10 protein-coding genes and 1 pseudogene are annotated in these 12,480 nt (G+C 73.1%); 6 read left to right on the top strand and 5 right to left on the bottom strand.

What is annotated here, in order from left to right:
* Nucleotides 1-237: 237 nt before the first annotated feature.
* Together ACQ614_RS11450 and ACQ614_RS11445 are read left to right on the top strand one after the other, a co-directional pair.
* The gene (locus tag ACQ614_RS11450; RefSeq protein WP_363489940.1) at nt 238-813 is read left to right on the top strand and encodes a TerD family protein; all 576 of its coding nucleotides are present in this window, start codon (nt 238-240) and stop codon (nt 811-813) included.
* Nucleotides 814-867: 54 nt separating this feature from the next.
* Nucleotides 868-1,962: a DUF475 domain-containing protein gene (locus tag ACQ614_RS11445; protein WP_431678383.1), complete on the top strand. Its 1,095-nt coding sequence runs from the start codon at nt 868-870 to the stop codon at nt 1,960-1,962.
* A gap of 84 nt (nt 1,963-2,046) precedes the next feature.
* Here the strand turns inward: ACQ614_RS11445 and ACQ614_RS11440 are convergent, their stop codons facing one another.
* Nucleotides 2,047-3,111: a DUF2637 domain-containing protein gene (locus ACQ614_RS11440; RefSeq protein ID WP_431678382.1), complete on the bottom strand. Its 1,065-nt coding sequence runs from the start codon at nt 3,109-3,111 to the stop codon at nt 2,047-2,049.
* Between the two features lie 318 nt (nt 3,112-3,429).
* On the opposite strand from ACQ614_RS11440, the gene ACQ614_RS11435 reads away from it, so the two are divergent.
* Complete coding sequence (locus ACQ614_RS11435; RefSeq protein ID WP_431678381.1) at nt 3,430-4,170, top strand: TerD family protein; 741 nt, start codon at nt 3,430-3,432, stop codon at nt 4,168-4,170.
* A 128-nt stretch (nt 4,171-4,298) separates the two neighbouring features.
* Here the strand turns inward: ACQ614_RS11435 and ACQ614_RS11430 are convergent, their stop codons facing one another.
* Entirely contained in the window at nt 4,299-5,291 is a 993-nt protein-coding gene (locus ACQ614_RS11430; RefSeq protein ID WP_431678380.1) for a TerD family protein, read from the bottom strand.
* Nucleotides 5,292-5,609: 318 nt separating this feature from the next.
* Between ACQ614_RS11430 and ACQ614_RS11425 the strand changes: the two genes are divergently transcribed.
* The 3 genes and pseudogenes from ACQ614_RS11425 to ACQ614_RS11415 all read left to right on the top strand — a co-directional run bounded on the left by ACQ614_RS11425 (nt 5,610) and on the right by ACQ614_RS11415 (nt 10,260).
* Nucleotides 5,610-6,776 carry an HpcH/HpaI aldolase/citrate lyase family protein gene (locus ACQ614_RS11425; protein ID WP_431678379.1) on the top strand — a complete coding sequence of 389 codons (1,167 nt, stop codon included), beginning with the start codon at nt 5,610-5,612 and terminating at the stop codon, nt 6,774-6,776.
* A gap of 110 nt (nt 6,777-6,886) precedes the next feature.
* Nucleotides 6,887-9,406: pseudogene (locus ACQ614_RS11420) on the top strand (phosphoribosyltransferase).
* Entirely contained in the window at nt 9,406-10,260 is an 855-nt protein-coding gene (locus ACQ614_RS11415) for an HAD family hydrolase (protein ID WP_363489952.1), read from the top strand. Before ACQ614_RS11420 ends, ACQ614_RS11415 begins: the two are co-directional and overlap by 1 nt.
* A gap of 19 nt (nt 10,261-10,279) precedes the next feature.
* On the opposite strand, the gene ACQ614_RS11410 is transcribed toward ACQ614_RS11415, so the two are convergent.
* From ACQ614_RS11410 to ACQ614_RS11400, 3 genes are all read right to left on the bottom strand, one after another.
* Nucleotides 10,280-10,501 (bottom strand): FmdB family zinc ribbon protein, encoded by a 222-nt coding sequence (locus ACQ614_RS11410; RefSeq protein WP_431678377.1) that lies wholly within the window; start codon nt 10,499-10,501, stop codon nt 10,280-10,282.
* A 25-nt stretch (nt 10,502-10,526) separates the two neighbouring features.
* Nucleotides 10,527-11,057, bottom strand: a complete 531-nt coding sequence (locus ACQ614_RS11405; RefSeq protein ID WP_431678376.1) for a DUF4442 domain-containing protein — start codon at nt 11,055-11,057, stop codon at nt 10,527-10,529.
* A 65-nt stretch (nt 11,058-11,122) separates the two neighbouring features.
* The gene (locus ACQ614_RS11400; protein ID WP_431678374.1) at nt 11,123-12,376 is read right to left on the bottom strand and encodes a hypothetical protein; all 1,254 of its coding nucleotides are present in this window, start codon (nt 12,374-12,376) and stop codon (nt 11,123-11,125) included.
* Nucleotides 12,377-12,480: the final 104 nt, after the last annotated feature.

The following is a 12,480-nucleotide window of genomic DNA, read 5'->3' as shown; positions in this document are numbered from 1 at the left end:
GAGGCGGTTGCATACTCTTGGCCGGGGCCGGTACGGGTGCACTCCCGTACCGGCCCCGGCCGCTGCCTGTCCGCGGCGGTGCGGGCGGGTAGTTCAGGAAGTTCAGGTCGGCGTGCGGGATCGCGCGGCGGTGCGGGGGCGTAGTTCTGGGGTACGTCCCGTCGTGCCGGCCGCGGGGCCGGAGCCGGCCCGGCATCGAGGGAGCCCCGGGGACGGGGGGACTGGGAGGAACCACAGATGACAGTCACGCTGGCCAAGGGCGGCAACGTCTCGCTGACCAAGGCCGCGCCCAACCTGACGCAGGTGCAGATCGGACTGGGCTGGGACGCCCGTTCGACCACCGGCGCACCGTTCGACCTGGACGCCAGCGCCCTGCTGTGCTCGGGCGGGCGGGTGCTCGGCGACGAGTACTTCATCTTCTACAACAACCTGCGCAGCCCCGAGGGCTCGGTCGAGCACCAGGGCGACAACCTCACCGGCGACGGCGACGGCGACGACGAGGTCGTCCAGGTCAACCTCGACCTGGTGCCCGTCCACGTCGACAAGGTCGTCTTCGCCGTGTCGATCTACGACGCCGACGCCCGCCTGCAGAACTTCGGGCAGGTGTCCAACGCCTACATCCGCGTGGTCAACCTGACGGACGGCCGGGAGATCGCCCGGTACGACCTCACCGAGGACGCCTCCACGGAGACCGCGATGATCTTCGGCGAGCTGTACCGGTACCAGGGCGAGTGGAAGTTCCGCGCGGTCGGCCAGGGCTACGCCTCGGGCCTGCGCGGCATCGCCCTGGATTTCGGAGTAAACGTCCAGTAAAGTCCGCCGCCGAAAAGTCGCCCGTGGACATGAATTCGAAAGGTAACTGACCCCGTGTTCCTCCGCACATTCGGATGGTCCTTCGCCATCACGATCGCCGGCCTGATCGCCGCCGGCCTGATCTGGGGGGCCGAAGGGTTCGGCGTCGTGCTGATCCTCTCGATCCTCGAGATCTCCCTCTCGTTCGACAATGCCGTCGTCAACGCCACCGTCCTGAAGCGGATGAACCCCTTCTGGCAGAAGATCTTCCTGACGGTCGGCGTGCTGATCGCGGTCTTCGGCATGCGCCTGATCTTCCCGCTGCTGGTGGTCGGCCTGACGGCCCACCTGACCCCCGGCACGGTGATCGAGCTCGCCCTCGACTCCAGCAAGACCTACAACGGCCAGACCTACGCCGACTACCTGGAGGCGGCCAACCCGGCCATCGCCGCGTTCGGTGGCATCTTCCTGCTGATGATCTTCCTCGACTTCATCTTCGAGGAGAAGGACTTCAACTGGCTGCGCTGGCTGGAGAAGCCGCTGGAGAAGATCGGCAAGCTGGACGCCCTCTCCTCGGTCATCGCGCTCGTCGTCCTCGCCGTCTCCGCCCGCCTCTTCGCGGGCGAGCACGCCGAGACCGTGCTGCTGGCCGGCCTGATGGGCCTCGCCACCTACCTCGCCGTCAACGGCCTCTCCAGCGTCTTCGAGCACGGCCTGGAGGCGCAGGAGGAGGCCGAGGAGGAGGCCGAGAAGACCGGCAAGTCGATCGTCCAGGTCGGCGGCAAGGCCGCGTTCTTCCTCTTCCTCTACCTGGAGGTCCTGGACGCCTCGTTCTCCTTCGACGGTGTGGTCGGCGCGTTCGCCATCTCCCAGGACATCTTCATGATCACCCTGGGTCTGGGCATCGGCGCCATGTACATCCGGTCGCTGACCGTCTTCCTCGTCCGCAAGGGCACCCTGGACGACTACGTCTACCTGGAGCACGGCGCCCACTACGCGATCGGCGCGCTGGCGATCATCCTGCTGGCCTCGATCGAGTACCACATCCCGGAGATCGTCACCGGCCTGATCGGCGTCGGCTTCATCGGTGCCGCGCTGGCCTCCTCGGTGGTCCGCAACAAGCGCGAGCAGGCGCTGGAGTCGCCCGCCCCGGAGACCACCTCCGTCTGACCCCGCCGACCGGCCGCCAGGCCGGCCCGGCAGACCGAAGGGCCCCGCACACGGTGTGTGCGGGGCCCTTCGCGGTGGAACGGGTCAGCCGAGCTGCTGCTCGATCGCGCGGAGCTTGCGCTCCAGCGAGTCCAGCTTCGGCATCGCCAGGGTGTCCTCGTCCAGGGTCAGGTCGATGCTGGACGAGCTGCCGACCGCGGCGCGGGGGCGCCGGCCGGCGGTGAGGGCGGCGGGCTCCAGGGCGGAGGGGCCGACCTTGGCCATCGGGTCCTCGTCGGCTAGAGCAGGCTCCGTAGCGGAGGAGTCGGCCGAGCCGGCCGCGGTCAGCGCCGGGACCTGCCGGCCGCCGCGGGCCCGGGACAGCATGCCGCCCTGCGAGCGGGCGATCGCCTTCAGCTCGGCGCGCTCCCGGCGGTCCGCCGAGCGGGCCCGCAGCTTCGCCTCCTGCTTCGCCTGGCGGTCCTCGCGGACCTCCTCGACCGCCTCGTCGAGGCTGCGCACGTTCTCCAGCAGCATCAGCGACCAGGCCGCGTAGGTCTCGCGGGGCGCGCGCAGCCAGCGGACGATGCGGATCTGCGGCAGCGGCCGCGGGATCAGGCCCTGCTCGCGCAGCGCCGCCCGGCGGGTCTGCTTCAGCGCCCGGTCGAACAGCACCGCCGCCGAGATGGACATGCCGGCGAAGAACTCCGGTGCGCCGTCGTGCGAGCCTCCGCGCGGGGCGTGCACCCAGTTGAACCACGCCGAGGCGACCGCGAACAGCCACACCAGCAGGCGCGAGCCGAGTGCCGCGTCACCGTGGCTGGCCTCGCGCACCGCGAGCACCGAGCAGAACATCGCCGCACCGTCCAGGCCGAACGGCACGAGGTACTCCCAGCCGCCGGACAGGCCGAGGTTCTGCTGGCCGAAGCCCACCAGGCCGTGGAAGGACAGCGCGGCCGCCACGCCGGCGCAGCAGAACAGCAGCACGTAGGAGGCGCCGCCGTAGACCGCCTCCTTGCGGCGGCGGCGCTCTTCGCTGCGCTCCCAGGAGTCGGTGTTCTCGTCGACCTTGTTGTTCTTGACGCGCAGCACGGCCACGAGGATGGCGGTGAACAGCAGGGCAGCGCCGCCGATGACGGCCCAGACCAGCTGTATGGAGGAGAGGTTCATCGTGGGTTGGGCCTCGAATTCCGCAGTACAGGGGGATGGAACGCGGTCGGGCACAGGGGATGGCCCGCGCGGGTCGAGGTCCTGACGAAGCGTCGCGGACGCCACCGCACGAGACGACGGGGACTCCTGTGCGGCACCGACGATATCGCGTCCGGTGGCCCGGCATCGTACGGGAGGCGGCGATCCACCGCCAGGCGGGGGTCTGACGGTGGCTCATCGTCGATGCCGGGGTATGGCTCTGATGGGACGATACGGAGTACGACGATTGCGGAGGGCGACCACCGGCCGGAGGGCCGGGGGAGGGGGAGGACGGACGCCATGGTCTCGGTGTGGGAGTTCCTGAAGGGAGACCGCAGCGGTGTCGACTCAGGGGGACAGTTCAAGGTCACACTCACCAAGTCCCAGCCGTCGCACGCGCTGACAGGTGCGGCTGCGACCACCGGATACCTCTACGTGAACCTGCACTGGACCACCCGTTCGGCCGATCGCCCGGGCGGCGGAGGAGGTCTGCGCAAACTGTTCGACCTGCGGAACCTGCGGCCGATGGCGCCCCAGTCGCAGGACCGGGCGCCGGTCAGCGTCGACCTCGACCTGGCCTGCCTGTACGAACTCACGGACGGCACCCGCGGGGTGGTCCAGCCGCTGGGCGGCCTGTTCGGCGACCTCACCCGGCCGCCGTACATCAAGCTCAGCGGCGACGACGTCTACGGTGCGCCGTCCGGCGAGACCATGTACATCAACCTGGAGAAGAAGGACCAGTTCCGGCGGCTGCTGATCTTCGTCTACATCTACGACGACACCCCGGCCTTCGGCCACGCCCACGCCACGGTGACGATCGTGCCGCAGAGCGGCCCGCGGATCGAGATCAAGCTGGACGAACGGGCGCCGGCGGCCCGCTCCTGCGCGGTGGTGCTGATCGAGAACTCCGGCGACGGGCAGCTGACCGTCCGCCGCGAGGTGCGCTACGTGCACGGTTTCCAGTCGGATCTGGACCGGCTGTACGGCTTCGGGATGCAGTGGCAGCGCGGTTACAAGCGCCCCTCGGGGCCGGCGGCCTGACCGTGTGGGGGCACGGGGAGCGGGGAGCGGCGCAATCCGCGTTCCCCGCGCCCCCCCGGGCCTGTCTGACGATTCGCGTCGCATCAGCGCGCGGCGGTAATCGTCAGACAAGCCCTGGGGTCACTGCGTCAGCGGGGCTGGAACTGCGGGCCCTGCGGGGGGAGGGCGAACCCGGGTGCCCCGGTCGGCTGGGGCTGCGGCTGGGGCTGGGGTGCCGGCGGCTGCTGCGGGTAGCCGTAGCCGGGGGCCGAGGCCTGCTGCTGGGGGTAGCCGTACCCGGCGGGCTGCTGCGGGGGCTGGGGGTAGCCGTAACCGCCGGCCTGCGCGGCGGCGGGCTGCGGGTAGCCGTACCCGGCCGGGGGCGGGGCGGTGGCCGGGGTGCCGACGGTCGGCGGGGTGCTGGGCGGCGGCGGCAGCGGGGCGGCTGCGGGTGCGGCCGGGGCCAGGGTGTAGATGTCCGGCTCCTCCGGCAGGTCGGCGGTCGGTGCGGCGGGCTCCGGCTCGGCCGTCCCGGCGGCGGGCACCGCATCGGCGGGCGCCGCGTCGGCCGGCAGGGCGTCGGACACGTCCCCGCCGTCCTCGACCGCGATGCCGTAGTCGGTCGCCAGACCGCTGAGGCCGCTGGCGTAGCCCTGGCCGACGGCGCGGAACTTCCAGCCTCCCGCGCGCCGGTAGAACTCGCCGGCGACCAGCGCGGTGACGTCCCCGCTGTCGGTCACCGGGAACTCGGCGACCGGGGCGGCCGCCTCCCCGGCGCCGACGTCGAAGACCAGCACCCGCAGCCGCGGCACCGACGGGAAGGACCCCTCCTCGGAGGAGCCCGCCAGCACCACCCGCTCGACGTCCTCGGAGAGCCGGCCGAGGTCGATCTCGACCGCGTCGGACACGTCCTCCCCGCCGCCGGACTGCTGCTTCGGCAGGTGGCGCACCAGGCCCGAGGGGTGCCTCGGCTGGTTGTAGAAGACGAAGTCGGCATCCGAACGGACCCTGCCGTCGGCGGCGACCAGCAGCGCGGAGACGTCCACGTCGGGTGCGCCGGGCGTCGCCGTCCAGCGCAGCACGGCGCGGACGGCCGTCGCCGTCAGCGGGATGTTGGCGCCCTTCGCCATCACGTGCGTCATGCCCTCATCCTGCCCGGCCCTGCCCTCCGCGGACAATGCGGGCCGCTACAGGCGGGAGGGGGGTTTTGTGTCGCCGCGGGTAACCTTCCGAGAATTCGATGTTTCAGGTCTTTGCAAAGTCCTGAAGGACCGTACGATTAGCGGCCAACGGCTCCCGGTACACCACCCACCTCGGCGAACGCCTCCGCACGGGCACGAGGGCGACCGCGCCGCCCCACCCCGCGAAACCATCGGGCCCCGCCGTTCGTCCCTGTTGTCGGGACGTCAGCGGTCCCGCCCGGCGACCGGGCCGCCACCACGATTTCCAGGGAGAGCAGTTTGCGCCACTTCGGCCACCTCGCCGACGACGTCCGCGACCGGCTCTTCCTGCACCAGCCGGTCGCCTTCGACCTGCACAGCGACGCCGAGGTGCTGTCCACGGCGCTCGGCGCGACGCTCTACAGCCCGGCGACCCGCAGCACGCTGGCCGCCGACATCCGCAAGCAGGCCGCCCGCGGCGTGGTCTCCATGGTGCTCTGCCTGGAGGACGCGATCGCCGACCACGAGGTGCCGACCGCCGAGGCCAACCTGGTCGCGCAGCTCGGCGAGCTGGCCGAGGCCGGCGACACCGACCTGCCGCTGCTGTTCGTGCGGGTCCGCGCCGCCGCGCAGATCACCGACCTCACCCGCCGGCTCGGCCCCGCCGTCCGGCTGCTGGCCGGCTACGTGGTCCCCAAGTTCACCGAGGAGAGCGGCGGCCCCTTCCTGGAGGCGCTCACCGCCGCCGAGGAGAGCTCCGGGCAGCGGCTGTTCGCCATGCCGGTGCTGGAGTCGCCCGAGCTCGCCCACCTGGAGACCCGCCGCGAGCAGCTCTTCGCGGTCTCCCGGCTGCTGGAGAAGTACCGCGGGCGCATCCTCGCCGTCCGCCTCGGCGTCACCGACCTCTGCTCCGCGTACGGCCTGCGCCGCTCGCCCGACCTCACCGCCTACGACGTGGCGCTGGTGGCCGGCGTCATCGGCGACGTGGTCAACGTGCTCGGCCGCGCCGACGGCACCGGGTACACGGTGACCGGGCCGGTGTGGGAGTACTTCCCGGTGCAGGAGCGGATGTTCAAGCCGCAGCTGCGCCGCACCCCGTTCGCGGAGGCGCAGCCGCCGGCCGACGGTGTCCGGCAGCGCATCATCGAGCACGACCTGGACGGGCTGATCCGCGAGATCGAGCTCGACCGGGCCAACGGCCTGCTCGGCAAGACCTGCATCCACCCCAGCCACGTGCCCGCGGTGCACGCCCTGGCCGTCGTCACGCACGAGGAGTACTCCGACGCGCAGGACATCCTCAGCCGCGACGGCGGCGGCGTGCTGCGCTCCGCGTACACCAACAAGATGAACGAGGCGAAGCCGCACCGGGCCTGGGCCGAGCGCGTGCTGCTGCGCGCCGAGGTCTTCGGCGTGGCCCGCGAGGACGTCAGTTTCGCCGAGCTGCTCGGCGCCTGCCTCTGCGGGTGACCCCCGCTACCCTCGTCGATACGTCGAACCCCCGTACGGGGCCGGTCGCCGGAGCCGCCGACCGCAGCGCCCCGCACACCCGCACGTCTGCACCACCGAAAGCAGGAGCCTTGACTGCAGAGCACGCCGCCCCGGCGCCCTGGACCGGCCAGTGGGTCACCGACCGGCTCGGGATCGGGCTCACCGGTTCGCCGGAGCTGCGGCAGCTGATCGGGCTCGCCCTGCGCCGCAACCCGCGCCGCGCCCACCTGCTGGTCTCCCACGTGCTCGGCAAGCACGTGCCGCAGCACCCCGCCGTGGTGCACGGCGCCGGCCTGGAGCTCGGCCACCGCGTCCGCGAACTCCTCGGCGAGCAGGAGGCCGCCCGTGCGGTCGTCCTCGGCTACGCCGAGACCGCCACCGCTCTCGGCCACAGCGTCGCCGACGGCCTGGACGCCCCCTACCTGCACTCCACCCGCCGCCCGGTCGACGGCGTCGAGCCCGTGGGCGGCTTCGAGGAGGAGCACTCGCACGCCACCTCCCACCTGCTGCTCCCCGAGGACCCGGCGCTGCTGGCCGGCGACGGACCGCTCGTCCTGGTCGACGACGAGTTCTCCACCGGCAACACCGTGCTGAACACCGTCCGCGCCCTGCACGCCGCGCACCCCCGCGAGCGCTACGTGGTGGTCTCCCTGGTCGACCTGCGCACCGGCGCCGACCGGGAGCGCCTCGACAAGGCCGCCGCCGAACTCGGCGCCCGCGTCGACCTGGTCGCCACCGCCACCGGCGGCGTCCGGCTGCCCGCCGACGTGCTGGCCCGCGCCCAGGAGATCGTCGACTCCCGGCCCGCCGCCGCCCCGCTCCCCGACGGACCGCTCGCCCCCTTCCACCGGGCCGCCGTCGACTGGCCGGCCGACCTGCCCGACGGCGGCCGGCACGGCTTCACCAGGGACCACCGCCGCCGCCTCGACGCCGCCCTGCCCGGCCTCGCCGCCCCGCTCGCCGAGCTGCTCGCCGACCGCCGCCGCATCCTGGTGCTCGGCTGCGAGGAGCTGATGTACGCGCCGCTGCGCCTCGCCGGAGCGCTCGCCGACCGGCTCGGCGGCGACCGCGTACGCTTCTCCACCACGACCCGCTCCCCGGTCCTCGCCGTGGACGACCCGGGCTACGCCATCCGCACCCGGCTGGCCTTCCCCGCCCACGACGACCCGGCCGACCGCTCCACCGAGCGGTACGCCTACAACGTCGCGCCCGGCACCGACCCCGACCGCCGCTTCGACGCCGTCGTCCTGGTGGTCGACACCCCCGGCGACACCCCCGCCCTGCACGAGGGCCCGGACGCCCTGCTGCGCCAGCTGCGCGCGGTCACCGACCAGGTGGTGCTCGCAGTTCTCCCCGCGTACCGGCCGCAGACATCCCGCTGACGCCTCCGCCCCCCACCATCGACAGCGCACCTCCCACGTAAGGCGACCATGACCACCACCCTGCCCGCCCCGCTGTTCGGCCCCGCGTTCTCCTCGTACCCGGCCGCGGACGTGACCTGGCTGCTCAAGGACCTGTCCGGGGTGGAGCTGGAGGCGCCGACCGAGGAGCGCGAGGAGGCCGTGCAGTCCGGCGGCGCGCACTACGCCGAGTCGCTGCCGATCGAGTACCAGCCCAGCCCGGAGTACCAGGAGCTCTACCGGCAGGCGCTCGAGGCGTCCGGCGAGCGGATCGCGCTGGCCGTCGGCACCGTCGCCGAGACGCTGCTGCGCGAGCGCGGCCGCGGCCTGGTGCTCGCCTCGCTGGCCCGTGCCGGCACCCCGGTCGGCGTGCTGATCCGCCGCTGGCTGGCCTTCGCCCACGGCCTGGACGTCCCGCACTACACCGTCTCCATCGTCCGCGGCCGCGGCATCGACACCGTCGCCCTGCGCCACCTGGCCGCCCACCACGACGCGGCCTCGGTGGTCTTCGTCGACGGCTGGACGGGCAAGGGCGCCATCACCCGCGAACTCGCCGAGGCGCTGCAGGGCACCGGCTTCGACCCGGACCTCGCGGTGCTCGCCGACCCCGGCCGCTGCGTGCGCACCTACGGCACCCGGGACGACTTCCTGATCCCGTCCGCCTGCCTCAACTCCACCGTCTCCGGCCTGATCTCGCGCACCGTGCTGCGCGCCGACCTGATCGGCCCGGACGAGTTCCACGGCGCCAAGTTCTACCGCGACCTCGCCGGCGCCGACGTCTCCAACGGCTTCATCACCGCCGTCGCCGCGCGCTTCCCGGCCGTCCGCGCGCAGGTCCTCGCCGCCGCCGACGCGCTGGCCGGCGAGGACCGCACCCCCACCTGGGAGGGCTGGGCGGCGGTCGAGCGGATCAGTGCCGAGTACGGCATCGACAACGTCAACCTGGTGAAGCCGGGGGTCGGCGAGACGACCCGCGTCATGCTCCGCCGGGTGCCCTGGCGAGTGCTGGCCCGGCGCGGTGCCGGAGCCGACCTCGACCACGTCAGGCTGCTCGCCGACCAGCGCGGCGTCCCGGTGGAGGAGGTGGACGGCCTGCCGTACTCGTGCGTCGGCCTGATCCACCCCCGCTACACCCGCGGGGCGACCGGTGCGGACGGCACGGCGGTGACCACCGCCGAGGGCGGCGAAGTTCTCACGAAGGAAAGTTGATGCCGAATCAGCAGCCGAGTCAGTTCCTGGTCGCGAGCGACCTCGACCGCACCCTGATCTACTCCAACCGGGCCCTCGCCCTGGACGTGCCCGACCGGCTGGCGCCCCGGCTGCTCTCGGTGGAGGTCAACGACGGCCGCGCGCTCTCGTTCATGACCGAGCAGGCCGCGGAGCTGCTCGTCGAACTGACCCGGCTCGCCGTGTTCGTCCCCGCGACCACCCGCACCCGCGCCCAGTACGAGCGGGTCAACCTGCCCGGCCCCGTGCCCGGCTGGATCCCGAAGTACGCGATCTGCGCCAACGGCGGCCACGTGCTGGTCGACGGCGTGCCGGACCGCGACTGGCACGCCGAGGTCCGCGCCCGGCTGGCCGCCGCCAGCGCCCCGCTCGCCGAGGTCGTCGAGCACCTGGCGATCTGCGCCGACCCGGAGTGGACGCACAAGCGGCGGGTCGCGGAGGACCTCTTCGCCTACCTCGTCGTCGAGCGCGCCGACCTGCCGGAGGGCTGGCTGGAGGAGCTGACCGGCTGGTGCGCCGAGCGCGGCTGGACGGTCTCCCTCCAGGGCCGCAAGGTGTACGCCGTGCCGGCCCCGCTCACCAAGAGCGAGGCCCTCGCGGAGGTCGAGCGGCGGACGGGCGCCGCCACCGTGCTCACCGCCGGCGACTCGCTGCTCGACGCCGAGCTGCTGCTGGCCGCCGACCACGGCTGGCGGCCCGGCCACGGCGAGCTCGCCGACACCGGCTGGGCGGCACCCGGCGTCACGGCGCTCACCCAGATCGGCGTCGCCGCCGGCGAGGAGATCGTCCGGCGGATGCTGGAGCACGTCCGGGCCGGGGCGGCCGTCCGGGCCTGACCGGGCCCGCCGTCAGGGTTCAGCCGCAGCAGCCGCCGCCGCAGCACCCGCCGCCACCGCTCGGGGCGGGGGCTGCGGCGGCGCCGCCGCTCGCCGCGCCGGTGACGGCGACGGTGGACAGCAGCTTCACCGTGTCGGGGTGGCCGTCCGGGCAGACTGCGGGGTCGTTGGCCTGGGCCATGGTGCGGCGGAGTTCGAAGGTGGCTCCGCAGGAGCGGCAGCGGAAGTCGTAGCGAGGCATAGCGGCAGGGTACCGAGGGTGCCGCTCAGACGGCAGTACCGACGGGTTCGGCCTGCCCGGCCCGCTCGGACCCGGCCTGCTCGGACCCGGCCCGCTCCGGCTTGGGCCGCACGTAGACCTGCTTGCGGACGCGGGCGACCACCGAGCCGTCCGAGGCCAGCACCTCGGTGTCGAACCAGACCAGCGCCTTGCTGCCGTCCGCCGTCAGCTCGCGGATCTCGGCCAGCCGGTCGTCGGTCAGGACGAACTCGGCGAAGACGTCGCCGCGGCCGGGGGAGACGAACTCGATCTCCGCGGCGCTGTCCCAGACGTAGTAGCCGGGACCGAGGTTCTGCATCACCAGCAGCATCCAGAACGGATCGGTCATCGAGAAGATGGACCCGCCGAAGTGGGTGCCGACCCAGTTGCGGTTCAGCCGGCCCAGGCGCAGCCGGACCTTCGCGGTGCGGAAGGCGTCGTCGACCGCCAGCACCTTGATGCCGGCGAACAGGAAGGGCGGCCAGAGGTTGATGCCGCGCCGGAAGGTGGTTGCGGAGAGCGTGCGCCTGCGTGCCATGGGCGCGACTCTAGCACTAAGTTACCGGCCAGTAATGTAGCCTGGGTCACACCCGCGGCGCCCCGTCAGCGCGGCCCGCGGATCATCGACACCACCTCGGCGGCAGTCTCCCGCACCGCCGCCAGCTCGGTCAGGAAGTGCCAGTAGTCGGGATGCCGGCCGGCTTCGTCCAGCGCCGCCACCGCCCGGTCCAGCCGGGCCACCGCCGCGTCCAGCGGAGCCGCATGGCGCGGATCCGGAGTCTGACGGCCCGTCATGGCCAGCCGCTGCGCGTCCCGCAGGGCGAACCGGGTGCGCTCGATCTCCTTGTGCGGGTCGTGCGAGACCTCGTTCAACTGCCGCAGCCGGTCGTTGACCGCCGTCACCGACCCCTCCGCCGTCTCCAGCAGCGCACGCACCGTACCGATCGCACCGGTCGCGTCCGCCCAGCGCTGCTCGTCCCTCGCCCGCGCCGCCTCGTCCAGCTTCTGCGAGGCGGCCGCTCCCGCCTCCGCCGTCTGCACCGGCACCCGCTGCAGGTCCTGCCAGCACGACAGCGAGAAACGGCGCCGCAGTTCGCTCAGCGCCGGCTCCACCGTGCCCGCACGCGTCTCCAGGGCCTGCACGCGCGTCCGCAGACTCCCCACCCGGCGGTCGATGTCCCGGGCCCGCTGCGGCAGTTGCTCGGCCTGGTCGCGCACCGCCTCGGCCCGCCGCGCCACGTCCTCCGCCCGCTGCAGCGTCGCCGGCACCCCGTGCCGGGCCACCCCCTCGTTCAACCGGGTCAGCTCGGGGCCCAGCTCCGCCAGCCGCGCCGCCAGGTCGTCCGCCTTCAGACCGGCCGCCCGCACCGCCTCCAGCGCCGTCGTCGCCGACAGCAGCGACTGCCGCGCCTTCTCCACCGCCGGCGTCACCCGGATCAGCTGCGACTCGGCCTGCTGCACCAGCGGCTGCAGCCGCTGCACGAACGCGTCCAACTCCGCCCGCTGCGTCTCCAGGTCCTTCTTGGCCTGCTCCAGCTGGCGGCGGGCCCGGCCCGCGGCCGCGGCCTCCAGCTCCGGGTCCTCCAGGTCGTACGCGTCCAGCGCCGACAGGTAGCCGACCGTCACCTGGTCGATCCGCGCCGACAGCACCCGGAAGTCCTCCTGGGCCCGGCCGGACGCCGCACCGTTCTCCGCCGAACGGATCGTCTCCAGCGCCAGCTGGGCGTCCCGCTGCGCCGAGTCGAGTTCGTAGAAGGTCTGCTGCGCCGCATCCCGGGCGGCCACCGCCTCGGCCCGCGCCCCGTCGCCCCGACGCCACCAGCCGCCCCGCCCGCCGCCACCGCCGGCCACCCTCACCACGCGCTCCCTGCTAGCTCGTACGCTCGATCCAGGCCCATTCTTCCCGATCGCACCTGCCGCCCGGGAGCCTCCCGCAGACCCGCACCCGACAGTGGCGGCAG

The sequence above is a fragment of the Kitasatospora dryopteridis genome (assembly GCF_050749075.1).
Lineage (GTDB): Bacteria > Actinomycetota > Actinomycetes > Streptomycetales > Streptomycetaceae > Kitasatospora.
The sequence above is the reverse complement of the archived record's forward strand: the minus strand, read 5'-3'. Positions and strand labels throughout refer to the sequence as shown.